The 25,766-nt window shown below is 50.5% G+C and carries 25 protein-coding genes; 14 read left to right on the top strand and 11 right to left on the bottom strand.

What is annotated here, in order from left to right; translation table 11 throughout:
* Window positions 1-90: 90 nt before the first annotated feature.
* The 3 genes from dxs to ACO0LD_RS28785 form a co-directional block, all read right to left on the bottom strand.
* Window positions 91-1,935 (bottom strand): 1-deoxy-D-xylulose-5-phosphate synthase, encoded by a 1,845-nt coding sequence (dxs, locus tag ACO0LD_RS28775; RefSeq protein ID WP_423012460.1) that lies wholly within the window; start codon window positions 1,933-1,935, stop codon window positions 91-93.
* A 369-nt stretch (window positions 1,936-2,304) separates the two neighbouring features.
* The gene (locus ACO0LD_RS28780; protein WP_423012462.1) at window positions 2,305-3,192 is read right to left on the bottom strand and encodes a polyprenyl synthetase family protein; all 888 of its coding nucleotides are present in this window, start codon (window positions 3,190-3,192) and stop codon (window positions 2,305-2,307) included.
* Window positions 3,189-3,482 (bottom strand): exodeoxyribonuclease VII small subunit, encoded by a 294-nt coding sequence (locus ACO0LD_RS28785; protein ID WP_423012464.1) that lies wholly within the window; start codon window positions 3,480-3,482, stop codon window positions 3,189-3,191. Before ACO0LD_RS28785 ends, ACO0LD_RS28780 begins: the two co-directional genes overlap by 4 nt.
* A gap of 479 nt (window positions 3,483-3,961) precedes the next feature.
* Here ACO0LD_RS28785 and ACO0LD_RS28790 point away from each other — a divergent pair, with 479 nt between their 5' ends.
* From ACO0LD_RS28790 to ACO0LD_RS28800, 3 genes are all read left to right on the top strand, one after another.
* Entirely contained in the window at window positions 3,962-6,274 is a 2,313-nt protein-coding gene (locus ACO0LD_RS28790) for a DUF1631 family protein (RefSeq protein ID WP_423012466.1), read from the top strand.
* A 290-nt stretch (window positions 6,275-6,564) separates the two neighbouring features.
* Complete coding sequence (locus ACO0LD_RS28795) at window positions 6,565-7,146, top strand: hypothetical protein (protein WP_423012467.1); 582 nt, start codon at window positions 6,565-6,567, stop codon at window positions 7,144-7,146.
* Between the two features lie 17 nt (window positions 7,147-7,163).
* Entirely contained in the window at window positions 7,164-7,586 is a 423-nt protein-coding gene (locus tag ACO0LD_RS28800; protein WP_423012468.1) for a DUF7684 family protein, read from the top strand.
* 64 nt (window positions 7,587-7,650) lie between these two features.
* Here the strand turns inward: ACO0LD_RS28800 and ACO0LD_RS28805 are convergent, their stop codons facing one another.
* The gene (locus ACO0LD_RS28805) at window positions 7,651-8,607 is read right to left on the bottom strand and encodes a lipase secretion chaperone (RefSeq protein WP_423012469.1); all 957 of its coding nucleotides are present in this window, start codon (window positions 8,605-8,607) and stop codon (window positions 7,651-7,653) included.
* 68 nt (window positions 8,608-8,675) lie between these two features.
* Window positions 8,676-9,608: a lipase family alpha/beta hydrolase gene (locus ACO0LD_RS28810; protein ID WP_423012470.1), complete on the bottom strand. Its 933-nt coding sequence runs from the start codon at window positions 9,606-9,608 to the stop codon at window positions 8,676-8,678.
* Window positions 9,609-10,207: 599 nt separating this feature from the next.
* Here ACO0LD_RS28810 and ACO0LD_RS28815 point away from each other — a divergent pair.
* From ACO0LD_RS28815 to ACO0LD_RS28845, 7 genes are all read left to right on the top strand, one after another.
* On the top strand, window positions 10,208-10,891 hold the full coding sequence (locus tag ACO0LD_RS28815; protein WP_423012471.1) for a fatty acid hydroxylase family protein: 684 nt from the start codon (window positions 10,208-10,210) through the stop codon (window positions 10,889-10,891).
* Window positions 10,863-11,018, top strand: coding sequence for a hypothetical protein (locus ACO0LD_RS28820; RefSeq protein WP_423012473.1), 156 nt, complete (start codon window positions 10,863-10,865; stop codon window positions 11,016-11,018). The genes ACO0LD_RS28815 and ACO0LD_RS28820 overlap by 29 nt, the downstream gene beginning before the upstream one ends.
* 47 nt (window positions 11,019-11,065) lie before the next feature.
* Window positions 11,066-11,746, top strand: a complete 681-nt coding sequence (locus ACO0LD_RS28825; protein WP_423012475.1) for a GntR family transcriptional regulator — start codon at window positions 11,066-11,068, stop codon at window positions 11,744-11,746.
* Window positions 11,747-11,766: 20 nt separating this feature from the next.
* On the top strand, window positions 11,767-12,225 hold the full coding sequence (locus tag ACO0LD_RS28830) for an SRPBCC family protein (protein WP_423012477.1): 459 nt from the start codon (window positions 11,767-11,769) through the stop codon (window positions 12,223-12,225).
* Window positions 12,226-12,533: 308 nt separating this feature from the next.
* Window positions 12,534-13,634, top strand: a complete 1,101-nt coding sequence (locus ACO0LD_RS28835; RefSeq protein ID WP_423012479.1) for an aromatic ring-hydroxylating oxygenase subunit alpha — start codon at window positions 12,534-12,536, stop codon at window positions 13,632-13,634.
* Window positions 13,635-13,693: 59 nt separating this feature from the next.
* On the top strand, window positions 13,694-14,614 hold the full coding sequence (locus tag ACO0LD_RS28840; RefSeq protein ID WP_423012481.1) for a DMT family transporter: 921 nt from the start codon (window positions 13,694-13,696) through the stop codon (window positions 14,612-14,614).
* A 28-nt stretch (window positions 14,615-14,642) separates the two neighbouring features.
* Window positions 14,643-15,488, top strand: coding sequence for a sulfurtransferase (locus ACO0LD_RS28845; RefSeq protein ID WP_423012483.1), 846 nt, complete (start codon window positions 14,643-14,645; stop codon window positions 15,486-15,488).
* Between the two features lie 181 nt (window positions 15,489-15,669).
* Here ACO0LD_RS28845 and ACO0LD_RS28850 read toward each other — a convergent pair whose 3' ends face one another.
* Entirely contained in the window at window positions 15,670-16,371 is a 702-nt protein-coding gene (locus tag ACO0LD_RS28850; protein ID WP_423012515.1) for a ZIP family metal transporter, read from the bottom strand.
* Between ACO0LD_RS28850 and ACO0LD_RS28855 the strand changes: the two genes are divergently transcribed.
* Window positions 16,307-16,441, top strand: a complete 135-nt coding sequence (locus ACO0LD_RS28855; protein ID WP_423012517.1) for a hypothetical protein — start codon at window positions 16,307-16,309, stop codon at window positions 16,439-16,441. The two genes, ACO0LD_RS28850 and ACO0LD_RS28855, sit on opposite strands and share 65 nt — an antisense overlap.
* A 247-nt stretch (window positions 16,442-16,688) precedes the next feature.
* Here ACO0LD_RS28855 and ACO0LD_RS28860 read toward each other — a convergent pair whose 3' ends face one another.
* The 4 genes from ACO0LD_RS28860 to ACO0LD_RS28875 form a co-directional block, all read right to left on the bottom strand.
* Entirely contained in the window at window positions 16,689-18,689 is a 2,001-nt protein-coding gene (locus tag ACO0LD_RS28860; protein WP_423012485.1) for an ankyrin repeat domain-containing protein, read from the bottom strand.
* Window positions 18,690-18,811: 122 nt separating this feature from the next.
* Entirely contained in the window at window positions 18,812-20,164 is a 1,353-nt protein-coding gene (gorA, locus tag ACO0LD_RS28865; protein WP_423012487.1) for a glutathione-disulfide reductase, read from the bottom strand.
* An 81-nt stretch (window positions 20,165-20,245) separates the two neighbouring features.
* Window positions 20,246-21,127: a dienelactone hydrolase family protein gene (locus ACO0LD_RS28870; RefSeq protein ID WP_423012489.1), complete on the bottom strand. Its 882-nt coding sequence runs from the start codon at window positions 21,125-21,127 to the stop codon at window positions 20,246-20,248.
* 125 nt (window positions 21,128-21,252) lie between these two features.
* Entirely contained in the window at window positions 21,253-21,660 is a 408-nt protein-coding gene (locus tag ACO0LD_RS28875) for a lysozyme inhibitor LprI family protein (RefSeq protein ID WP_423012491.1), read from the bottom strand.
* A gap of 220 nt (window positions 21,661-21,880) precedes the next feature.
* On the opposite strand from ACO0LD_RS28875, the gene ACO0LD_RS28880 reads away from it, so the two are divergent.
* From ACO0LD_RS28880 to ACO0LD_RS28890, 3 genes are read left to right on the top strand one after another with little or no spacing between them, the layout of a single operon-like run.
* Window positions 21,881-22,579 carry a hypothetical protein gene (locus ACO0LD_RS28880; protein WP_423012493.1) on the top strand — a complete coding sequence of 233 codons (699 nt, stop codon included), beginning with the start codon at window positions 21,881-21,883 and terminating at the stop codon, window positions 22,577-22,579.
* A 56-nt stretch (window positions 22,580-22,635) separates the two neighbouring features.
* Window positions 22,636-23,253, top strand: a complete 618-nt coding sequence (locus ACO0LD_RS28885) for a hypothetical protein (RefSeq protein WP_423012495.1) — start codon at window positions 22,636-22,638, stop codon at window positions 23,251-23,253.
* Window positions 23,254-23,303: 50 nt separating this feature from the next.
* A complete protein-coding gene (locus ACO0LD_RS28890; RefSeq protein WP_423012497.1) occupies window positions 23,304-24,686 on the top strand; it encodes a M16 family metallopeptidase in 1,383 nt (460 codons plus the stop codon).
* A gap of 41 nt (window positions 24,687-24,727) precedes the next feature.
* Here the strand turns inward: ACO0LD_RS28890 and ACO0LD_RS28895 are convergent, their stop codons facing one another.
* Window positions 24,728-25,636, bottom strand: coding sequence for a M14 family zinc carboxypeptidase (locus ACO0LD_RS28895; RefSeq protein WP_423012499.1), 909 nt, complete (start codon window positions 25,634-25,636; stop codon window positions 24,728-24,730).
* Window positions 25,637-25,766: the final 130 nt, after the last annotated feature.

Here is a 25,766-nt window from a genome sequence, read left to right on the forward strand (position 1 = left end):
CTTAATGCCTTAATGCCGTTCAGCTTAACTGAACGGCATTAGCCCGAGAACAGCCGCTCATATTTGAAGAGCGGTTTTTGTTTGCAAACCCTATATTCCAAATCTTGCGCGAATCGATTTCTCTATTCCTGCTGCATCCAGCCCGCATTGCGCCAGCAGCAAACCTGGGTCGCCGTGATCGACAAAGCGGTCTGGCAAGCCCAGTATCAGCAGGGGTTTGCTGATACCTGCCTCTGCCATGGCTTCAGCGACTGCTGAACCTGCACCACCCATGGTGCAACCTTCTTCCACAGTGACCAGTTCATCATGGCTGGCGGCCAGGGATTTGAGCAGTTCTACATCCAGCGGTTTGACAAAACGCATATTCGCGAGAGTGGCATCAAGTTGTTCTGCCGCTTGCAGGGCAGGGTGCACCAGCGAGCCAAATGCCAGGATCGCGATGCGCTTGCCCTGGCGTTTGACTTCGCCTTTGCCCAGAGGAATGGTGTCCAGGTCTTTGCCTGTTGGCACACCTATGCCAGAACCGCGCGGGTAACGTACTGCGGCTGGGCCGGGGTATTGGTAGGCTGTGCTCAGCATCTGGCGGCATTCGTTTTCATCTGAGGCTGCCATGACGACCATGTTCGGGATGCAGCGCAGATAGGCCAGGTCATAATTGCCGGCATGGGTCGCACCATCGGCACCTACCAGGCCAGCGCGGTCTAATGCAAAAGTCACGTCCAGGTTTTGCAGGGCGACGTCATGGATCAACTGATCATACGCACGCTGTAAAAAGGTGGAGTAGATGGCGACTACTGGCTTCAAACCTTCGCAAGCCAGGCCAGCTGCAAAAGTGACGGAATGCTGTTCAGCGATGCCGACATCGTAATAACGTTTGGGGAATTGTTTTTCAAATTCCACCATGCCCGAACCTTCGCGCATGGCAGGGGTAATGCCTACCAGTTTTTGATCAGCCGCAGCCATGTCGCACAGCCAGTTGCCAAATACTTGCGTATAGCTTTGTTTGGCGGGAGCGGTAGCAGGCTTGATGCCTTCAGCCGGGTTGAACTTGCCGGGGCCGTGGTACAAAACCGGGTCAGCTTCTGCCAGTTTATAACCCTGGCCTTTTTTGGTGACTACATGCAAGAACTGCGGGCCTTTGAGGTTGCGGATGTTTTGCAGTGTCGGTATCAGCGAATCAAGATCATGGCCATCGATTGGGCCTATGTAATTGAAGCCAAATTCTTCAAACATGGTGGCTGGCACGATCATGCCCTTGGCGTGTTCTTCAAAACGCCTGGCCAGCTCCAGCACAGGCGAAGGCAAGACCGATTTGCCGACATTGCGTGCGGCAGCATAGAACTTGCCCGACATCAGACGTGCCAGGTAACGGTTCAGTGCACCGACTGGTGGCGAGATCGACATGTCATTGTCATTCAGCACGACCAGCAGATTGATATCATCATGTACGCCAGCATTGTTCATGGCTTCGAATGCCATGCCAGCCGTCATCGAACCATCACCGATGATGGCAACCGCGTGGCGGTCTTCACCCTTGGTGCGGGCAGCCAGTGCCATGCCGAGTGCTGCAGAAATCGAAGTCGATGAATGTGCGGTGCCAAAGGTATCGTATTCACTTTCGGCGCGACGCGGAAAACCTGAGATACCATTCAACTGGCGCAGGCTATGCATCTGCTCACGTCGGCCCGTCAAAATCTTGTGCGGATAAGTCTGATGACCCACATCCCATACCAGCCTGTCTTCTGGTGTGTTGAAGACGTAGTGCAGGGCGATGGTTAATTCCACCGTGCCCAGATTCGACGACAAATGGCCGCCGGTTTTGGAAACGGATTCAAGCACATACTGACGCAACTCGTCTGCCAGAGGCTTGAGTTGGCTACGCGTCATGCTGCGCAGGTCAGCGGGGGAATTAATGGTGTTTAATAAAGTCGTCATTGTTCTTTTTCATTACTTGGCTAAACGCCCCTGATTGTCAGCTACCTCATACCTGGCTGACTGCCAGAGCTGCTATCGCATATTTGCACTGCATTACTGTTCAGGCTTACTGCTGTTTGGCTACTATCCTTTGGCAAAACTCTCTGCCAAATCTATCGTTCGCTTTACTATTTTTACTGCTGTGGTGCGCATGGCGCACCCTACTAACTGCGTTTATCTGCGGGAACGGATCTGCGCAGATGGATTCCAGCCTGCGCTGGAATGACGTAAATATTATTGCCCTTACCCGTAGGGTGCGCCATGCGCACCGCTTACTTCACTACAGGCTTTATTACCATGGTGCGCCATACGCACCCTACAACATAAAAATCATGCCTGGCGTTGCACGATCAAATCTGCCAGCTCATGCAGTAAACTGGCCTTGTCACCAAAATTATCCAAGGCTGCATGCGCATCATGGCACAGTTGCGTAGCCAATGCGCGTGAAGCGTCCAGCCCCATGAGGCTGACAAAGGTCGGCTTGTTATCTGCCGCGTCCTTGCCCGCCGTCTTGCCCAGGGTGGCAGAATCTGACGTCGCATCCAGCACATCGTCCACCACCTGGAAAGCCAGGCCTATGGCGGCTGCATAGCGGTCCAGTGCTGCGGTTTCATCTGCTGCCAGGGGTTTACCGCACATGGCACCTAATAATACAGAAGCACGCAGCAGGGCACCGGTTTTCAATCTGTGCATCTGCTCAAGTTGTTCGCGGTCCAACGCAACGCCAACGCTGGCCAGGTCAATCGCCTGACCGCCGCACATGCCGATGGAGCCAGAGGCACGCGCCAGCAATTGCAGCATCGCCAGTTTGGCAGTGGCATCGCCTTCACCTTCTGATAGCACCAGAAAAGCCTGTGCCTGCAAGGCGTCGCCTACCAGCAATGCAGTTGCCTCATCATATTTGACGTGTACCGTAGGTTTGCCACGGCGCAGGGCATCATCATCCATGCAGGGCATGTCGTCATGTACTAATGAATAGGCGTGGATCATTTCCACTGCGGCTGCAGCGCGGCTCAGCAAAGCGGCAGGGGCATCAAACAACTGGCCTGCTGCATATACCAATAAGGGGCGTACCCGTTTGCCACCATCCAGAGTGGCATAGCGCATGGCGGCATGCAATTGTTGCGGGACTGTATTTTCGTCTGGTAAAAACTGTTTCAGGCTGGTTTCACACTCTGCCTGGGTTTGTCGCATCCAGTTACCAAATTGTTCACTCATGTTGTTTCCTCACCGCCGTTGCTGCCGCCATTGTTGCTGGAATCGACAAATGGCTTGAGCATGCCAGCTTCCAGCACCTTGACTTGTTGCTCTACTTTTTCGAGTTGGGCTGCACAATATTTCACCAGTTCAGAGCCACGTTGGTAAGCACTTACAGAGGCTTCGAGCGGCAGTTCGCCTGCCTCCATGCTGGAGACTAGCTTGTTGAGTTCTGCCATGGCATCTTCAAAGGACAGACCTTCCAAATGAGCTGGAACAGATAGATTTGCAGTTGCTTGTTTTTTTGTCATAAAGAAATGTTTGTTTCGCGCCGTTAACAAAAAAAAGTGAAACCAAACGTAAAAATCGGCGGGAAAAGTAAGGTAAACAGAGTTCAACCTGCTATTTTAGAGCAATCCCAAGAAATTTACTGTTTATTGCAATCATGGCAATCAATTTTAGGAGACTTGCTCGAAGCTGTTGCAGTTTTTAGATTTGTTCTCAAGTTATACTAAAATTTTGTAGAAATTGCGTTTCAAACATTTCCATGTGGAAATTAACGGTATATAGTACGCTCATCCAGTTTGATTAATTTTTGTGCAGATTAGCTGTTTTCCAACTATCCTGAACAATTAGCAAGCAGCCTTAAAAAAGCAATTGTGTCATGAGTTTGTCTTAATTCTTTGCAATTGTAATGCGCAATTTGCACTATAGTATTACTTGTAAATATTTTCTTACTTTCATTGTTCTAATTCTAGTCTAAGCAAAATAACCCGATCTCACTGTTGCCATGTCCACGACCGCCACCCCAACCAAGCCTACCGGTACTGTTCTGCAGTCCCGTGATGCAGTCTTGCGTGCGCTCATCCCGCTGGCGAATCATCTGGTGGCATCTCAAATCGATGCATTCTCTGCCCGTCTGGCAAATGCTTTCCTGGCTTTGTCTGAACAAAGCATGGATGCACGTGAAGCTAATCTGAGCTTTAATGCTGGACAATTGCTCAAGAAAAATGGCTATGCCTTTTTTTACCTGGCCTCGGCAGGGTTTGAAGCCGTATTCCGCAAAGAAATCGACGCTCTCCTGCAAGGCGTCAAAATCGTGGCAAGCAATGCTGATGTCGCGCTGACACTGGTCACTTATGAAGAGATGGACAAAAAGCTGGCCCTGAGCCGTGCTGGTCGCACACTGGAACTTGACAGTGCCGAGCAATATGCCGCGCTGAACATGCGTTTCGCCCATTTGATGGAGCATGACGCATTAAGCATTGCGCAAAACCCCTTCCGTCCAGAAATTTTCCTGCACACCATCTATTCAGCCTGGTGTGAGTTTGACCCCGAAGTCAACACCCACGAACTGGTCTTGCCACTGTTGCGCGCAGACATACTGTTTGATCTGGAACCAATTTTAAATGCGCTTAATGAAGCGCTGATTGCCAAGGGCATTTTGCCTGACTTGCACGAGTCCTTCCGCATACGCCGTAACCGCAATTCAGAAAGACGTAAAGAAGCAGTGCCTGGCGATATCTCGCAAAAACTCAGGAACCTCTTGTCTGGCAATGCCCAGGCTGGTGCAGCGAATGAGGCTGTTGGTCACGCTGGTGGTGGCGGCGGTGGTATGAATGCAGGCGGTGGATCAGCAGGTGGTTTCGCTGGTGGTGCTGGTGATTTTGGTGGGCAGCCAGGTGGATCTGGTCATATGGGTGGTGCACCAGATGGTGCAAGCGGTTCCGCAGCTTATTCCGGCTTTGCCCAGGCGGGTGAACCACAGACTGTAGCGCGCGCAGAATTGTTCCAGAAACTGGCTGATCTGCAAAAGAGCGTCAAGCTGCAGCAAATGATGGCCGGCGCGCAAGACGTTTTGCGCCTCTCGCAAATGCGTGAGCAAATGCCGGAAATTGCCAATACCGGCATAGAAAAAAATACCCTGGATTTGCTGTCACAAGTTTTTGACAGCGTCTTCCGTAATCAAGCTATTCCGACACAGATCAAGGAATTGATTTCGGTCCTGCAAATACCTGTCCTCAAGGCAGCATTGATGGACAAGGAATTCTTTTTCCAGGAAGAGCATCCTGCCCGCCGCCTGGTAGACTTGCTGTCACGTTACAGCCTGGCCTGGGATCAGAAAAAAGGCCAGCAAGATCCCCTGTTCCAGACCATGCAGCGCAATGTCCATCGTGTGCAGCAAGAGTTTGATCAGGAAGTAGCCCTGTTTGATGAAGTCGTCAACGATCTCGAATCTTTCATCCAGAAAGAAGAGAAAGAAGCGGCAGAGGCATTGCAACTGCCCATCAAGACAGCGCTCAAAAAAGAAAAAGTCAAACAAGCCAATATTGCCGCCACCCACGAAGTGTCATTACGCGTGGGTACCGGTGAAGTGGTCGCCTTTGTTGAAACCTTCCTCGAAGATCGCTGGACCAAGGTATTGACCCTGGCCTATAGCGTCAAGGATGAAAAGCCTTACGCCGTTGAAGACGCCATCAAAACCATGGACGACCTGATCTGGAGCGTCAAAGCCAAGATCACCCTGCAACAGCGTCAGGAATTACTGAACCGTCTGCCTGCTATCCTGGCCCGCCTGAACAAATGGCTGAGCCTGATCAAGTGGGAAGATGCAGACCGCGTACAATTCTTTGCTGACCTGGCAGAATGCCACGCCTCCATCGTCCGCGCACCGCTAGACCTGTCACCAGAACGCCAGATAGAAATTGCTGTCGAAGTTGCACAGCAAGCCGCTGAACGCAGGATGGCAAAACGTGCAGAAGCAGATGGCAAGGCGGAAGCAGAACCAACTCCACCGCCGGATGAACACGTCGACACCGTCACTGAACTTGAACGCGGCGTCTGGCTGGAATTCACCAAAAAAACCGGTGGCACCAACAAAGTCAAGCTCGCCTGGGTCAGCCCCATGCGCAGTCTGTACATCTTCACGACAGGCGACAAGGAAAAAACCTTCCAGGTCACCGCCGAAGAACTCGAACAAACCTTCCGCGAAAAACGCGCGAAGATACTCCAACTCGACCGCGTCGTCGACCGTGCCCTGACCGAAGCCCTGGAAAACACGCCTGACGAGCAAGAGGCTGAAGAAGAGATGAGTCTCGTCTGATTTTCGCTGCTAAATAGTAGCAGGTAGTAGTAAGTACTACTAAGAGTACGAGCTAAAGCATCTGAAATAAAGCCCCTTCAAGCTGTGTCAAAGCTTGATTAAAATGGCACACTCACTGTCCCATCACCAATTCTCTTAAAGAACACTTGCCTGGCATTCGCTTGCTTATGTGCTCAGCGATATTTTGATGCCGGCACCTTCTTTATTTTCACGCAATGAGATTACTCTCCTTCTTGATCGCCATAGTTTGGGCGACAAACGCCCACGCGGCAGATCAGCAACTGAGCTGCATGGACGCATTTCTTACCCGCGATGCAGAAAGCAAGCTGATCCAGCAGCATCCAGCACAAGCACGCAGGCCCAGTGAACATGTGCTGGAAGTGAAGTATGCAAATGGCGCAAAACGTTTTATCGATAAACCGCCGCATGAAAGCCTGGGTGGTACGCACTGGTTTTACTGTGGCTACAATGCAGCACAAAATCTGCATCTGATAGGTCACACGGTAGATTCATTGTTCAGTGGCGTCATCTTGCGCCATAGTGATGGCCTGACTTTTAGGGCCGGCCACACGATACTGATGTCGCCAGAAGGAAAGAAATTTCTCGCCATCGAACAGCCGGACGGTCTTGATGGTGAAGAGTGGGCAGTCTACAAGCTGTACGGAAAAAAATTGTGGCAAGGATACGCAGGTATCCTGAGCACACCTGTGAAAAATGATCCTGTAATGGTGATCGCGCAATTTGTTAATCCTGCCTGGCGCGATGATAATGTACTCGAAGCAGATTTGAGTTGTGCAGATATTGTCAAAGGGAAGGTGAGTTTGCATGTAGGTAAAGCCGCGCCACGCTGGTCTTTACCGCCTGCTTGTTAAGACTTTATTCCTTTACCATGACAAATAATCCCATTTATCTGCATCTCAAGCCAGGTGCTGAGCCAATCGACATTTCAGCATTGTCGCCCTATCTTGCCGTCATCGTGATTGAAGCGGATGTTACGCCGGAATGGCGTTCTATGATCAGCAAATGGCTAGCCAACTCAGGTTGCTTGTACATGTTAGCCTGGGGACCTGAATGCTCTTTGTGGGACGATGCTGTCGATTGGGCAAATATAGAACAATTTGACTATATGCCTATTCCTGACGATAGCTTCATCATTACATGCTGGTTTTCACATCATAATCTGGAAGATGTATTTGAATTCGCCAAGGTCACTGCGAAGCACCCCACCATAGAATTTATGCACACGGTGTTGCTTCATATTTCCAACCAAAATGATGAAGCTATTTTTCTGAAGAAATATGCAGAAGCCTGAGCCAAAGGAGTTGCACCTGCAATTTTTGACCGGCTTAATTCTTCAATGTGAATAGCTATGCATCTCACTCATACGCAGGCAATCTGCGCTGTTCATCCGCATTGAAATACTGCTTGCGTACCTGATCCAATGCGGCCTGTTTTTCAGTCGCGCTGTGGAATGCCATTTCGGTATTCAGTTTGTTTTTTTGCTCCAGGTATTGTTGTATGCGGGCTTTCCAGATGCTTTCTTCGCGGTCGACTTCGGCCAGCCTGCTGGCCGCTTCTGGTGAGGTAGCGGCAGCGCGCATTTTGTAGATGTCTTCATCACTTGCGCCTGTGGCGCGCAGGTTTGCTGCCTGTTCTTCCAGGCGTATTACCTGGTAGGGTGCATTTTTTTCTTCTCTCAATGCGGCAGGCAGGGCATCGTCGAGGGCTTTGAGTTGTGCCTGCTTCTGTTCTGAACTCAGACTGGTGTTTTCAGCGACGTCCATGCGGTTCAGGGCATCGATATCATAGGCATCATCAAAACCAAACATGGCCTGGTTTTCTTTTTCACTGAAGAAGCGATGGCGGGTTTGCTGCATGGCAGACCAGCGCTGGCGGGCGGCTGTGGCCATTGTGATTTTTCCCGCATTGATGTTTTGTGCATTGGCTTCTACGCTGACCAGTGCTTCTTTGTACTGGATGTAGCGGGCCAGCAGATTCTTGGCTTGCAGGGCGGCATTGCCGCTGAGTTTTTGATCCAGCACTCTTTCAATTTCGGCGCGTATCTCGGGTAGTTTTTTCTCGCCGGTGGCGGCCAGGTAGTAATCAAACAGCAGGCGCAGTTCTGCGCTGACTTGCAATTGACTGGTATCATTTTGCCCGATATTGCCGTCGTGGGTGGTGCCTTCAAACGAGCGGACGAAGTCAAAGCTTTTATCGACCTTGCGTTGCTTGATGGGTTCGCTATTGTTCTCTGATTTCAGGGAAGTAAAAACGAAAAAAACCGCGACGACCAAAGCCGTCGCGCCAGCAAATGCCAGATTGGCTGTTCTCATAGACTCCCGCTCCTTCTTCAAATTTACATCTTCTTGCGTGGACTATATTCAGGGGCTGTATTGCAGATTTACAGGCCTTGATTTTTCAAGCGGTTTGCATGTTGACGATACAGGGTAACCGGATTGGTTTCAAAGATATTTGTCAGGCCTATGGTCTGATTCACTTCGTCCAGATGGTTCATTGCATAATCATCACGTATTACCTTGCCCAGATGGGTGGAGCAACTGGCGACCAGTCCGTCATTTTTTTCACCAGAAAAAGCCAGTGAAGTCAGTGCCAGGGCTGGGTCTATGATGTCAAGCACATTGGTATAAGGCTTGGCACCACTCCATGAAAAATAAGCCACACCGCGTGCCGTATAGGCACCTTCACCGCATGCTGTTGTTGGCACTCCTTCAGGGTATTTGGCGTTGAACTTCAGCGAGCCAGCCGTACTCAGCGAATTGGCTGCGGCCAGTGAATCTTGTGACAGGGTGGGTTTGCCTGACAGGAAGCTGATGACTTGTGCCAGACCATTCGTGATCGATACCAGTACGGTATTCGATAATGAACCTGCCGGTGCTACACCAAGCAAGACGTCTGCCACCTTGGAACCGCGGTTGACACCGCCTACCGAGGTTGCTGATGCCACCAGGTCAGGCCTGACCGAGGCCACATAACGTATGGTAGGTCCACCATGGCTATGCCCGATCAGATTGACTTTGGCAGCACCCGTGACTGCCAGGATTTGCTTGACCTGGGTCAGCAATTGCTCACCCCGGACTTCGGTGCTGTTGGCTGCTGCAACCTGGGTGACATAGACTTTTGCACCATCACTGCGCAGGGCGGAGGGGATTCCATACCAATAATCTACCGGGCCGATGTTGTCGAACCCGAACAGGCCGTGCACCAGCACGATGGGATATTTTGTCTCCGTATAACCTGCTGCCCAGGACGGTGCTGGTAACACCATCATGGCCATGACGAACATCACTACACTTTTTACCATTTGTTTTTTCATTTTGTCTCTTTCATTGTTATCGTTGAAATGAAACGCAGCGGTGCCTATGTGCCTGCCTCTGTGAGCAGATCTTGATATGGCAAGCTCAGGCTAGGTTTGTCACGCTGGATTAGCAAGTTGCTATGCAACATAAAACAGCTGGGAAAATGGATAGTGTTGGAAATTTGTGACGGCGCAACCGCAGTTGTAAATAGTTAAATCATTTATATGCACTCTGTAGATGCACAAGAAAGACTGACATAGGCAGGGTTTTAGATGAAATTCACTAAAGTGAGCTCTTGCGTTTTTGACAGGCAAGAATTGTAGGCGCATCACAACAAGCCATATCAGCAGGTTTTGCGCTGCTTTTGATTTTTTTCTTGAGTGCGTCTGCGGTGATGCAGCGTAAACACCAGCTGCGCCGGGCATTCCAGCTACTCCACTTTATGCAAACCTTATCGCTGCCAACAATCTGATGGCTTGCATCAGCCATGTTGGGCAAACACTGGATGAGCAAAATAAACCTGCACAGGCACTTTTCAATCTTGCAGAATGATATATGATGAACATATGATATATCAGTTGTTCTGCAAAAATTAAAACTATCTGGAGATAACAACATGGATGACAAGCAGCGTTTGTTTCGCAGCCAGTATCAGGCTGCCACCAGTCCTTATTACAATGGGGTTTTGCATGGCATGTTCGTATTTGGGCTGGGTATTGCGCTTATCGCAGCCGCGTTAAATCAGGTGCCCGCGGCCAGCTGGGCTTGGCTGGGTGTACCCGCGACCTTGCTGTTCGCCAATCTGAATGAATGGTATGTGCATAAAAACCGCTTGCACAAACGCGGCAAGAACCGCTTGTCGCAATTGATCTGGCATCGCCACACCAAGGAGCATCATCATTACTTTACTCATGAAGAAATGCGGGTGGCCAGCACGCGTGAATACCGCATCGTGTTTTTCCCAGCCTATGCCTTTGTCCTGATCGCCATACAAAGCATTTTGCTGGGCCTGGTCTGTGCCTTGGTGGCAGGACGCAATCTTGGCTACATCGTGTTTGCTACCGCCATCGCTTTCTATCTCCTGTATGAAGCCATGCATTTTCTTTGCCATGTTGATGAAAACAGCCTGGTCAGGCATCTGCCATTGGTGAACACCATGCGCAGGAATCACATGGTGCACCACACCCAGGCACTGATGACCGACTACAATATGAACCTGACATTTCCCTTTGCCGACTTGTTGCTGGGTACATCAGACTTGCAGCAGCAGTTTGCTGGGCACGGTCTTCAATGGCTATAGTTCACAACACTTGAAACCGGTAGTGGCCAGACGCTATCAGGAGCTGGGCATGCAGCCACCAGTGCCGCATTCGCAAGCACCACTGGAACCAACCGATGTGGCGATGATGTCCCCTGACGCCAAATAAACCCTATGTAACAACAGTTAAACAGTTATCTACTTCATCAGCAGACCATGGATAAAACAGAATTCAGCAAGCTTTTCCCCATCATAAAAAACGAATCACAGGCGGCGCGTGCTTATCGCCTGCTGGAATTGCGCATCGTCTCGCTGGACCTCAAACCGGGCCAGGCGATTACTGAAAGTGAACTCTGTGATTACCTTGATCTTGGCCGCACACCTGTGCGTGAAGCTCTGCAAAGACTGGCGCAAGAATGGCTGATCAAGGTCTTGCCAAGGCGCGGCATGATCGTCAGTGAAGTTGACCTGCAATGCCAGATGCGCCTGATAGAAGCCCGCCGTGCGATGGAAGGCAGCCTGATACGCATCGCCACCCGCAAGGCCAGCAAGGATCAACGCGAACAGTTTCGCACTCTGGCAGCAGGCTTCCGCGAGGCCGCTGGCAAGGCTGATGAATTCATCCTCAGCGAAACAGATAGCGCCTTTAATCAGTTGGTGTTTGAAGTAGCCGGGAATGAATTTCTGGTCTCGGCCTTGCAGCGCATGCATGCCTTGTCTCGTCGCTTCTGGAAGATACAGTCACAGTTTGAAGACATCCTGCATGTCACCGCCACGACCCATGCTGACCTGGCCGATGCAATTGCAAGTGGTGATGCCGAGGCTGCCATCACTGCCACTGAAAAGTTGCTCGACAATGTAGAAGCCTATACCCGCGCTGCCCTCGACAGAAGTTGAATTGGACTCAAGAAAACGCCATGAGCACACACATCTACAATGCCATAGAAATACAGCGACCCGTCCCGCAAGTATTTGACTACGCCTGCAGTCCCACGCACTGGCCGGACTGGCATCCCTCATCCCTGAAGCTTTACATGGATCATGCAGGCATCGCCACCAGCGGAACCCGGTTTGAAGAAGACGTGCGTGCCGGTGGCCGCACCGGGCATCTGGTGTGGACTGTGACAGAATGCGTAGATCAGCGCCGCTGGACGGGGCAGGCAACAGTCGATAACGGTGCCCGCCTGACGGTCAGCTATCATTTGTCAGAGACTGCTACTGGTACTTTGTTTGAACGACACCTGCATTATGAGTTGCCAAACCTGATGTTGAAAATCCTGAATTTCCTGATCTTGCGTCGTCGTATTGCGAAAGAATCGGCGCTGTCATTGCGGCAGTTGCAGGGTGTTTTGCAGGAGAGCAAAAACTTAGCCTGAGAAATGCCAGTTTTTTTACCTTTTCCCCCTTGAACGCAAATGTTTAGTAAGAAATTCGTAAAGCGAGTCTTGCGAACTCCAGCTCCACATTCGCTTGAGATCCAGCAATCCCTGATATTTTTATATCATTTCATCGTCATTCCAGGCCATTTTTTTTAAGTTCGGGTATAATTCCCGGTTCTGTCCAAAATTTCCTCTTCAAGTCGTTTGATCGTTTGAATTTTCGTCTGGATTGAAAGTCCTTACGGAACAGGTTTTTGTGGATTCTTTCTCTCTTAGGTTGGTGCAAATTAATTTGGGGGGTGGGGATGTCCGATCTGGCTTCTTTGTCTACACTCGCGCGTTCTGACGCGCAACTTCCGGTTCACGTGTATTTTGATGAAACGCTGTTACAGCGCGAAATCAAAGATTTATTCCAGTCTGGCCCACGTTATGTCGGCCATGAATTGATGGTGCCCAATGTCGGCGACTTTGCCACGCTTGCTGCCGAAAACGAAGGCCGCATGCTGGTGCGCAGCGCCCAGGGCATAGAACTGATGTCGAATGTCTGCCGTCATCGCCAGGCATTGATGTTCAATGGGCGCGGCAATACCAATAATATTGTCTGCCCGCTGCATCGCTGGACTTATGACCTCAAAGGCGAGCTCATCGGTGCGCCGCATTTTGCCGACACGCCTTGCCTGAATTTGCAGCGCACGCCACTGCAAAACTGGAATGGTCTGTTATTCGAGCAAAACGGCTACAACGTCATGGAACGCATGTCCAAACTCAGTGTTACCCAGGACCTGGATTTCACTGACTATATGCTCGACCATGTCGAGGTCCATGAATGTGATTACAACTGGAAGACTTTTATTGAAGTCTATCTGGAAGATTATCACGTCGAACCTTTCCACCCTGGTCTGGGCAGCTTTGTCTCTTGCGATGACCTGAAATGGGAATTCGGCGAAGATTACAGCGTGCAAACCGTGGGCGTGCACAAGGGCTTGCAAAAGTCTGGCTCGCCAACTTACCAGCGCTGGCAAGAGCAGGTGCTGAAGTTCCGTAATGGTGAAACACCCAAATATGGCGCAATCTGGCTGACGCTGTATCCCAACATCATGGTTGAATGGTATCCGCATGTGCTGGTGGTATCTACCCTGTGGCCAACAGCTACCGGCAAGACCCGTAATGTGGTTGAGTTTTATTATCCTGAAGAAATCGTCTTGTTCGAACGTGAATTCATAGAGGCTGAACGTGCCGCCTATATGGAAACCTGTGTCGAGGATGATGAGATTGGCCTGCGCATGGATGCCGGGCGCAAGATTTTGTTTGACCGTGGCGTCAATGAAGTTGGCCCATACCAGTCACCGATGGAAGATGGCATGCAGCATTTCCATGAATGGTATCGAAGAAAAATCGCGGTGTAGTAATGCTAGAGTAAATATGGGAGGCCTGTGCCTCCCTTATCTTTTGGAGTCGTGTTTTTATGCAGTCTTTATGGATGCTGGTTGCCAGCTTTCTGTTTTCCATCATGGGTGTCTGCGTCAAGCTGGCATCGGTTGATTATTCCACCGCTGAAATTGTCGCCTACCGAGGTGCGATAGGTATGTTGATGATCGCCATGCTGGTCAGGTTCCAGGGTGGCACTTTAAAAACACGCATGCCTTACCACCATCTGGTGCGCGGCGGCGTCGGCGTCATCTCATTATGGTTATGGTTTTATGCCTTAGGAAAATTACCGCTGGCGATGGCAGTGACACTGAACTACATGTCCCCCATCTGGATCGCCGCCATCTTGCTGACAAGTGCATGGTGGCGCAAGCAGCGCAGCCTGACGTGGCAACCCATTGCCGCCATCCTCATGGGCTTTGTCGGCGTGGTCTTGCTGCTGCGCCCCAGCATACACAATGACCAGGTCGTGGGCGGCGTTCTTGCCCTGATATCGGGCATGCTGGCAGCCTGGGCATATATGCAAGTCAGGCAGATGGGTTTGCTGGGTGAGCCTGAATATCGCGTGGTGTTTTATTTCTCCCTGACCTGTGCCGTGGCCGGCTTGATGGGTACCCTGATAGGCAAATCTGTGTATGCCGCAACGGGTGAGGTTACCTGGCATCATCTGGACAGCAGGGGCATCATGCTCTTGCTGGCGATAGGCGTCACAGCCGCGAGCGCACAAATGGCCATGACACGCGCCTACCGGCTTGGTAATACCCTGGTCACAGCCAACCTGCAATATGTGGGCATCGTGTTTTCCAGTGTCTGGGACGTGTTGATCTGGAAGGTCAGCCTGGCCTGGTTGAGCTGGGTGGGTATAGCCGTGATTTTATGCAGCGGCCTCATCGCAACATTCTATAATGCCAAAAGCAATCGCAAATCCATACCCGGTGACGCCATCAGTTCAGAATAATCATCAGCTTATTTTTCAGGAGACCAAGATGTACACAACATTGATCAGTGCAACAGAGCTGGCATCCCACATCGCCGACACCAACTGGGTCGTGCTGGATTGCCGCCATGATTTGATGGACACCAATGCCGGGCAGGCTGCCTATGACCAGGGCCATATCCCCGGTGCGCAATTCGTGCATCTGGATCAGCGCCTGTCGGCTGCCAAAGTTGGTGCAGATGGTGTCTTCCGTGGCCGCCATCCCCTGCCTGAAAAAACTGACTTTATCGCCACTCTGCAAGCACTGGGTGTGAATGACAATAGCCAGGTCGTGGTCTATGACGCCCATGGCGGCATGTTTGCAGCACGTCTGTGGTGGATGTTACGCTGGGTAGGTCACAAGGCCGTGGCGGTGCTTGACGGTGGCTTGCCAGCATGGCTGGCAGCACAGCAAGCAGTGACTACAGAAGTACCCGCCGCTCATATTGGTAATATCAATGAGCAGGCAACGCTGGTTGGCACAGTCGATGTCAGTCAGGTACTGGCAAATATCAGCAGCGCTGCCAAGACCCTGGTGGATGCCCGCGCTGCCGATCGTTTCCGTGGCGAGAACGAAACGATAGATCCAGTCGGCGGCCATATTCCTGGTGCCAAAAACCGCTTCTTCAAAGATAACCTGCAAGCGGATGGCCGTTTCAAACTGGCAGAGCAATTGCAGCAAGAATGGTCTGCCGTAGTTAGCGATGCCAGCCAGGCCATCATGCAATGCGGCTCAGGCGTCACAGCCTGCCATAATTTGCTGGCGCTGGAAGTGGCAGGTTTGCAGGGGGCGGCTTTGTATCCGGGATCGTGGAGTGAGTGGTGTGCAGATGCGTCCAGGCCGGTGGAGCGTTGAGTAGAGTTTGAGCCGACGATATGCGTAGGTTGGGCCGGGCCTCGCTAGGCTACGGTTTACCAGCCCAACACTGTGCCTTGGCTAAACGAATACGTGATTTGTAAGCCGAGTGTTGGGCTGATACCCCGTAGCCCAACCTACGATGCCCGGCCCAACTTACGAGACGCGCAAATTTCAATGACTACCTGTGGCTTGTCACAAACAACACCAGCACCACCCCCAGTGATATCAGGATAATTTGCGGTATCGTTTCTTTCAGCGTCGCCCGCCTCTGCATTTGCGGCATCAGATCACTGACTGCGATATAGATAAAACCCGAAGACGCAAACACCAGCACATAGGGGATCATGCCGCTGGCGCTTTCCAGCGTGTAATAGCCAAGCACACCACCAACCACACCCATCATGCTGCAGATCAGGTTATACATATAAGCACGCATGCGGCTGAAGCCAGCATTCAGCAAGACGATGAAATCGCCTATCTCTTGCGGGATTTCATGGGCAATGATCGCCAGGCCGGTCACCAGACCCAGCTTGGGGTTGGCCAGAAAAGCGGCAGCGATCAAAATGCCATCGGTGAAATTATGCAGGCCATCACCCACCAAAATCATCCAGCCAGCTTTGCCCGCTTCATGCGCATCATGACCATGTTCATGATGGTGGCCGTCGCCCTCGTGATGATGTGAATGCCGCAGGATGGCGAATTTTTCGAGCAAAAAGAAAGCCAGTAAACCACCGAGCAGGCAGGCGAACAGGGTGCGGGTGTCCGCACCAGACTCAAAAGCTTCAGGCAAGGCATGCAGCAAGGAAGTGGACAGCATGATACCCACCGACAGGCTGACCATGCGCTCCACGACTTTGGAGAGCAGTGAAAATGAAAAAATGGCAGCCGCAGTGATGCTCAGGACACCAGCAATCGTGGTAGCAAACAGGATGGATAACAGCGTGGAATGAATTTTAAGCCTCGGGAATTTGCAACCAGGTTGCAAATTAGAACATATTGCGGGGGTTTCTGCAAATCCGGCCTTCACTTGATGTTAAGTCGTCGCCTTTCGCATCGTCATAAATTCCTCTGCCAGTGCGGTATGCCTAGTTAAGCTTGCATCCGCTTCGAGGATGCAAGAGTGGTACTACAGGCCTTTCGAAGCACTGCCGACAGGTAGTGAAGAGCAGGCTATCGTGTAGCGAAATTAAAATCTAGCTATTTAACTTTGGCGCAAATCTCGCGGCCAATTTCCAGCGCTCCGTTTTTGCTTAACCATGCTGCCACCGCATCTGCCTTCAGGCAATTGGCCCAGGCCAGTACTGATATACCGTTTTTATCAACGGCATTCAAATTGAGTTTGAATTTTGAAGTTGCCATCATCTCCAGCATATCAGGCTGGTTTTTGATGATCGCCTGCCAAAAACTTAATGAACCATCCTTGTTCACATTATTTGGATCGGCACCAAATTCCAAAAAGGTTTTCACCAGGTCCGCCCGCCCGGATTTGAGTGCGTAGTCCAGGGGATAATTCAGGCCACAGGTCGTACATCCCGAGGCAATATTCACATTATTGTATTTTGTGAGCATGGCGCGTATCAGGTCTTCGCGATGCGGCTCATAACCCTCAAAACGCAAATACAAGGGCAGTAATTCGCCAGAGGTCTTGTTCTTGCCATCGTCGTACGCGTGATTTTTGTCTAGTTGCAAGCCGTGCGCTATCAATTGCATCGTACTTTCAGGACGCATGTGTGCATATACACCGATGTTCTCTGGCCTGTTCTGCCCAAACATATGATTGATATCTGCACCAGTGCCGACTAAAAAATCCACTTCCTCCCAGTCAATTTTCTTTTCATAATCACGGGTGGCAAGTATGCGGCTGAGAACGGCTTCGGCTTCAATCTGGGGCAAGAGGGTTTTAGCTTTTGTGGACGCATGCTGCGCCAGCGCTGCTGCCAGCAAGCTGGGGTAGGCTGGTGTATCCCAGGCGCGCGATAAAACTTCTCTGCGCAGTGGATCTGCGCCACGCTTCAGTAGCTGCAGTACAGCATCTGCGTTTTTAGTGGCTACAGCATTGCGCATCAATTCCCTGTCATTGATTGCGTCAGCACCTGCCTGTGGAAACAGAAAATCCAGGGTGGTTGCAGGCACTGTGCCCAGATCAGGATACTGCTGCAATAATTCCATCGCTACTGGCGACAAGGCATAGCCTCTTGTCTCTGGTCTTTCGCGAGAATTGCTCAAGAAGCCTTTTTTATTGAATTTTTTTAATACACGCAGTGCTTGCGCTGCTGGCATGAACCGTGTCAGTTTCAGCAACTCGGTATTGGTGTGGCTGTTTTCATAGGGAGCAGGTACAGTCAGGCGAGGGAAGACAGCTTGATCGAACAAATCATAAAATTCTTTTTGCAAAGCCACGACCATGTTCCAGTCATGATTTCCCCTTAGAAGTGCTATGCCTGCATTCAGCCATTGCGCGTCGCCATTTTCATCACGCGGTATTTGGCCTGCCCGCAGTAGCTCACGGAAATTCTCCAGGGTGGCAGTTCTTTCTTTTTCATCTTTTGTCACCATGCCAGGAAATTTGAGCATTTCTGCATGCAGCCACTGGCCACAGATAAATTCCAGTTGCATTTGCGGCGAGCGTTTCCTGAACCAGTCTTTGGTGCTGGCACGCAAATTATTAAAAGCCACCTGCTTCATGTCTGGCAGCTTTTTGCCAGGGCATAGTGCCGCAGCGCCAGCTACTTCTTTGCCATCAGGCCTTTTCTTTAAAGGCTCAGGTGTGGCTGGAGAAATACCTCTGGCGGCAACCGGGTACAAATCAATCGCTTCCAGCATGAAGCCTTGCATGATGTAATAGACGTAGCCTGTCGTCACCTCCCTGTCTATATAAGATTTTTGTGTGGGTGAACTGACTTGCACGGCTGTTCCAACCGGCAGTTTCATCAGCACACCGCTGTCCACCCATATCGCGCATGAAGTCTCGGGCAGGCTTTGCTCTTTTAGCAACTGCAACAGTTTGTCCTGCGCGACCAACGCACTCTTGTGAACATTGGCATCCCACTGCTGGCTGTCAGTTGACATGCGGTAGGTAAGTTCACCCTGTGTTTTCTCTATCCTGATGATGGCGGGGCCATTTTTTTCGCTGGCAAAATCACCCAGCAAGGTATCGCTGCACGCAGCATGGGAGTTTCTGGAAAACAGGCCAAGCATGATGGCGAGAAAAAACGGGAGATGGAATTTATGCAAAGTCGTGTGGGTAGGGTGAGTTCAAGAAAAAATACTAAGATTACGAAACACCGACAATATTTCCATGCCGGACCAGTTTCCCTAAGCTACACTACCGCAGTCCTCATCGTCACAAATTCTTCGGCTATCGTGGGGTGCACACCTATCGTGGCATCTACTTGTGCCTTGGTCACACCACATTGCATGGCGACGGCAAAGCCCTGGATGATTTCACCCGCATCCGACCCCACCATGTGCATGCCCAGTACGCGGTCGGTGTCAGCATCGACGATCATTTTCATCAGGCAACGCTCGGTTGAGCCCGACAGGGTGTGCTTGAGTGCCTTGAATTCGCTTTTGAAGATGTTGACATGCGTATGCTTTTCGCGTGCTTTGGCTTCGGTCAGACCCAGTGTTGCCACATTCGGGTGGCTGAACACTGCAGTGGGAATGTTTTCATATGACATCAGCTTGCGGCCATGCTGGAACAGGTTGGCCGCAACGACCATGCCTTCTGCCAGAGCTACCGGGGTCAATGCCACACGGTCGATGACATCGCCTATGGCATAAATATTGGCGACATTGGTGGCGAAATGTTCATCGACAATAATCGCACCATTCTCGCGTGTCTGTATGCCCACATTGTCAAGGCCCAGACCTCTGACATTGGGTTTGCGGCCGGTGGCAAACAGGATGCAATCGCTTTCCAGCGTGCGGCCATCGCTGAGCCTTACCTGTTTGTTGTCACCTTGAGCGGTGATAGACGCAATGCTGGTATCGAGTGCAATGTCCACGCCTTTCTTGCGCATTTCAGCAATCAGGAAATGGCCCAGGTCAGCATCCATGCTGCGCAAGATTTGTATCCCGCGTTGCACCAGTGTCACCTTGCAACCCAGTCCGTTCAAGATTGAGGCTAGCTCTACCGCAATATAGCCACCACCTTGCACTACCGCATGGCGTGGCAGTGCAGGCAGGTGAAAGAATTCATCTGAAGTAATACCCAATTCGCTGCCAGGCAATTCTGGTTTGACGGGATGGCCACCGGTGGCGATCAGGATGTGGTGCGTACTATAGCTTTTACCGTTAACCACAACCGTGTGCGCATCCACAATCTGGGCATGACCAGCGATGATATCCACGTTGGCAGTTGTCAGTATCTGCTTGTAGATACCATTCAGCCTGGCGATTTCTCTGTCCTTGTTGGCGATCAGGCTAGCCCAGTCAAAGCGCTGCTCACCCACGCTCCAGCCAAAGCCGGCAGCTTCTTCAAAGTCGCTATGATAATGCGCGGCATACGACATCAGTTTTTTGGGGATACAACCGGCGTTCACACAAGTGCCGCCCAGTGGGCCGGATTCAGCCAGGGCAACCCGGGCACCATACTGCGCAGCAAAGCGGCTGGCACGCACGCCACCAGAACCGCCGCCTATCGTGAATAAGTCATAGTCGTAAGTGTGCATGCTGCGGTCCTGGGATAAGATGAAAGAGGCAGATCTGGCAGGTAGCTTGCACCAGATCCGCTTGTGACAGAGGGAGAGTGATTACACTACGCCATTGGCCTTGAACCAGGCCAGCGCACGGCCCCAGCCATCCTTGGCATCGGCTTCGTTATAGCTGGGGCGATAGTCAGCATTGAAGGCATGGCCAGAATTTTCATACACCTTGAATTCTGATTTGCTATTGCCCTTTTTGAGTTCCACTTCCATCTTGAAGACAGACTCAACCGGAATACCCTGGTCTTTGGCACCATACAGGCCCAGCACAGGTGTTTTCAGGTTGGCAGCGATATCGATAGGGTGCTTGGGCGTCAATGTCGAGGCGTCGCCGACCAGCTTGCCGTACCAGGCCACCCCGGCTTTGACATTCGGGTTGTAGGCAGAATACATCCAGGTAATACGGCCACCCCAGCAAAAGCCAGTGATGCCCAGGCGCTTGGTGTCGCCGCCATTATTGGCTGCCCATGCAACTGAAGCATCAAGATCACCCATGACTTGCGCATCAGGCACCTTGGAAATAATTTCCTTGATCAGCTCAGCCACACTGGCGGCATTTTTTGCATCACCCTGGCGCACAAACAATTCAGGCGCAATTGCCAGATAACCCTGCTTGGCGAAGCGGCGTGCGACATCGGCAATATGTTCATGCACACCAAAAATTTCGGAGATCACCAATATCACAGGCAGATTGCTCTTGCCTTCAGGCTTGGCAAAGTACAAGGGTACTTCTGCACCAGCGACAGTCAGTTTCGCCACGCCATCTGTCAGACCGGCACGGTCAGTCTTGATCATGGTCTGCGCGCAAACCGGCGCCACCGCTGCGGCAAAGCCGACACCGACGGCAGTCTGGATAAAACTGCGGCGATTGACTGTCGTATTGTCTTCGGTGGTACCAACCAGGCTATTAAAGTCTTCGCGATGCTGCATGGTGTTCTCCTGTAAGGTTTCTTCGTGGATGTACTTGTATGAAACGCTGGATAAAACAGCATTGCATTGTACAACCGATTATGAAAGCCTACCTGTCAGCCTCACTGGCGCTCAGGGTTGGGGCTTCAGGGGCGGAGTAGTACAGGCGGCGTGCTGTCTGCATAGGTCAGGTAGGCTTTCCACACATCATGGGTACGGCTTTGTGTCAGGTCCAGCTGGCACTGGGCAGACTGGCGAAAGCGTATGCTGCCTTCTGCCCAATAAGTGTAGACATCACCGCAATGAGCTGCGCGGTATTGTTCCCAGGTTTTTTGCGCGATATCGAGGTTGAGCTTGGCATCTGGGATCTTGTTAATGCGGCTCTTGGCAGCCTGCAGATAGGCCTCCAGTTTCTTGTCTGCCTTGGTAACTTCGGCAGCCATGCACTGGGCTTCTTCCTGGGTATTTTTCGCTGTTGCACACAAGATTTCAGCATGGCTGGTGGTTGCTATCGCACAAAGCAAGGATGCCAGTGCAAATTGTGCGGATTTCATAAGATCCTTAAGGTTCTTGAGTCGTCACAACAGATATCGGCACCAGAATGGTGTTGAATAAATAGTAACATAAAGATATTATCAGGGCTTACCTAAAATCAATTCATTCTTGGCGGCAAATTTTTACTGACTTGACCTATTTGATGCAGAATAACGTTAAAGGCCATCGGTATGCCGGATGTTCTTCATGAAATTTATTGGATAGTCGGCTAAGGGATTTATGAGCTTATCGTTTTTTTATTCTAGGCATCAAAAAATTGCACTATATGTGGCGGCCTGCCTGATCTTTTTTGCATGCTCAAGTAACTTGAGGGCAACTGAGTCTGAATCACCGGCAACTGAAAAGATAGCTTCCATTTCGAATGGCCGCTATCGTATTTCGGGCGGACTGACTTTGGAAACTTACAGCGAATTTGAAGCTGCGCTAAAAAGACATCCAGAGATTCAAGCTCTGGAATTTATTGATTCCGAAGGTTCTGCGCGTAATGCCGATTCTATCGTGAATTTATTCCAGTTGAAGATAGATGAATTACATTTGACTACGTACGCCAAGGGTTACTGCGTCTCGACTTGTGGATTTATTTTTCTCATGGGACACAAGCGCGTGTTATTAAAAGGGAGCGAAGATAAGCCCACCATCATCAAGTTGCATCCAATTTTTAATTCGCAGCTCAATGAATTTGAAACATTTTCTACCGATAAATACATACAAGAAATTAGTAGCCGTAGTGGCGGCAAGATCAGCAAAGAATACCTGAAGAAAATGTATCTGACCACAGACCGCCGTGGCGGTCTTATCATCAAACGTGAGGCGGGTGCAAATGGCAAACACATTTTCTTTCAAGCCAAATATGGTGATCAATTAGATGCACTCTCTTCGCAAAGCTTGGCAGAACTTGGGCTGGCAACTGAAGACTGAAGACTGAAGACTGAAGACTGAAGACTGAAGCGCATTGTGCAAAAGAACTTACCTCAATGAAAAAAATAATTTATTCCTTGTTGATGTTGTTTTCTTCAACTGTATTTGCGACTGAGAATAAAACCCGATACATCATGAAGGGTTTTATCGATAGCCCAAAAATTCAGGAACTGGAAACAGAGTTGAAAGCGAATTCTTCAATGCGGGAAATTGAATTTGTCCAATCCTTTGGTATCTACAAGAATGAAATTGAATTGACCATTAAGATGTTGGCCCTGGTTGATCAATATCATCTGCATACCTTCGCCCGCGGAAATTGCGCATTCGCTTGCGCCACCATATTTTTATATGGGTATCAGCGCACTTTACTTCCCAATGCTGAAGGAAAAAGTACGCGTCTGTTGTTGCGCCCGCTGCTTTCCAGGGATGATGAATTTTTGAAAGAACAGACGGAAGATTTTTTCAAAAAGATAGTCGCACGTAGCGGTAACAAGCTACCAGCAGAATTTTTATCATGGCTCTACCGCGTCAAAGATGACTTTGGCGCTATTCATATTTTCAACAAAGCAGATGATCAGAATCGCTTTATATTTTTCCAAAGTATAGGTAAGGGGAAACTTGAGGTGATGAGCGAATTAAGTCCTGAAGATATCGGCATCATGGTGCAGCATTGACGTAAGTTAATAAAAAAAATTATGAAAATTTCTAAAGAGCCTCCTTATTTATGATCCATCCTATTTTTTCAAAAATCCTGTTGCTCAGTCTTATCTGGCAAATACAGGCAAGCAGTCTGGCCGCTGACTCAGGGAGTGTCCTGACTGCAGAAAATAATGACACGCAAGTGCGCTTCGTTCGCACCATTGAAGGTGTGCAAGAGTATCAATTGAAGAACGGCTTGCAGATTTTGCTTATGCCAGACTTCAAATCCAGTCTTTACGTCGTTAATCTGGTTTACCGCACAGGTAGCGCCGGTGAGCTTGAAGGAGGAACGGGATTGGCGCATATGTTTGAGCACTTTGTTGCGCAGCGCAGTTCCTTGCTTTATCCCAGATTGGCAGAGGATTTAAAAGCAAAGCATATCAACCGTCTGGGCATTACCAGCAGTGATTACACCTACTATAGAACGAACTATATTACCAGCCGCAAGGAGCTCGAATGGGTGCTCGATTTGGATGCTGAGCGCATGAGTCAGTTCAATTATAGTGAAGACAGTTTGAAGACCGTATTGCAGGAAGTCTATGAAGAGATAGATAACACGATCAGCAAACATGATGCAAGTTTATTGCGAAAAACCGTGATTGCCATGAGACCAGGCCAGGTAAGCGGGCGCGATATTCTGGGTAAAAAAAGCGATCTGGCAAATGTCAACCTGGATAAGCTCAAAGCTTTCTGGCAAAGCTATTATCGGCCAGATAATGCAAGTTTGATTGTCGCTGGCAATTTTGATGTCGCAGAAATGCTGCAGCTCATTCAAGCCCGGTTTGCCAGCATACCCAAACCTGAATCTGCACTCAAGCGCAGGCGATTTGAAGATATGGCTCAGATCTCGGCGCAGGAAATTAGCATAAGCTATAAACGCACGGCACCTGGCATTATCAGTGCCTATCGTGTTGCACCTTTTGGGTCTCCAGATTTTGTCGCTGTCTATTTGATTGCGCGCATACTGGACCAGCGACGCATAGCGAAAAAATCTACAGACAGTGCGATAGAGGAAAAGATCGCCGCTTTTGTAACGCCCTACCTGGATGACAGTATTCTGGCTTTCAGATCAATATTGCCATATGGGTCTGGTAACTTGCTTCCTGATGCCAGGGGCAGGTTGTTAAGCCTGGAAACTGAAATTCTGGAGCATCCTTTTACGCAAGACGAACTGGATCGTGCCAAAGTAGTCATGGCGAAGGCTTTTCAGTCACGCAAGAACGATGCAGATCGTTATGTAGAATCATTTCCGCTTCATATGGTGGCAAATGACTGGAGTTGGAATTTTACTTTCAGGGATAAGACTGAGAAGATATCTCTGGAAAAAGTACAAAGCCTGGCTCAGCAATGGCTGATGCCAAAAAACCGTACCATGGCTTTTTTGCGGGAAGATGAGGCGGCACAATAAATCTGCTCATGCAGGGAAAACGATGCGCCGCAGATGCAGGGTCAGGGATTGCGTGCGGTCTTTAAGGGTGCTGCCACGTTCTGCCGTATCCACGTCTGCATGTCTTGCCAGATGCGCTGAACTTCAGCATCTGGCGGCATTTGCGTCGCATTTGGCAGTTCTATGGTGACGACCGGTATATCCTTGTGCAGGCCGCTGTAGTTGCCCAGTGAACCTGGGTAGACGCCGACGCGGTTATAGATCAGGCGGCCAAAACGGTTGGGTGGCGTGGTCGGGCCATCAAAGTCGAGCACGCCAAAAGGGGCGTGGACAGAGATGATGACGTCGGGTTTGTATTTTTCTATGGTCTCATAGACCCAGCGGCTCTCCGGTTCTGAGATCGGCGCTTTGCCCGGATAGCGGCGCGGGTCGCTGCGGGTCACGCGGGCCCAATAGCTCGGTGCTTCTTTTTGCCAGTTGGGGGTGGGGAAGTTGCGGTTCAGGTCTATGCCGCGGGCATTGACGCGGCGTGGCTTGGGTGCCAGCAAGCCATCAGGATTCACCACTGGGGCGACGCGCCAGTTAAATTCCAGTGGGCTTTTTTGCATGGTTTCCATCCATTTGAAAACGATGGAGGACGCCGTTTGTTCATCACCATGGATGCCACCCAGCAGCAGTATCCGTATCGCTTGCGGATGTTTTGCATCTGCCTTGATATCGCGGGACAATACTGGGAAACCATTGAGTGAATTTGCACCAGTGGGACTGAGTTTGCTGTTCTTGCAGTCAGTCAGGCTGACTTTGGGCAGGCGCGCTACCAGTGGTGTACACCAGTCGCTGACAGTTTTTGGTTTCGCGGGCGATTTGGCTGGCGTGGATGAAGCAGGTGCCGCTGGTGTCGTTGATGCCGTTGGTGCTATGGATGGTGCCGAAGGCGTTGGCGGGGCAGACAGGCTGTTTGCAGATGGCATGGCCAACAGGCCAGCCACCGCAAACAAAGCACCGAGTTTTTTGCAGCGAGATGCGCAGAACTTACTTCTAAAAAGAACAACCGGCATTCTTGCTTCTACTCCCAGTGCTACCTATTACTTAAAACAATGA

The organism is Undibacterium sp. Ji83W, from assembly GCF_049340385.1.
GTDB lineage: Bacteria > Pseudomonadota > Gammaproteobacteria > Burkholderiales > Burkholderiaceae_D > Undibacterium.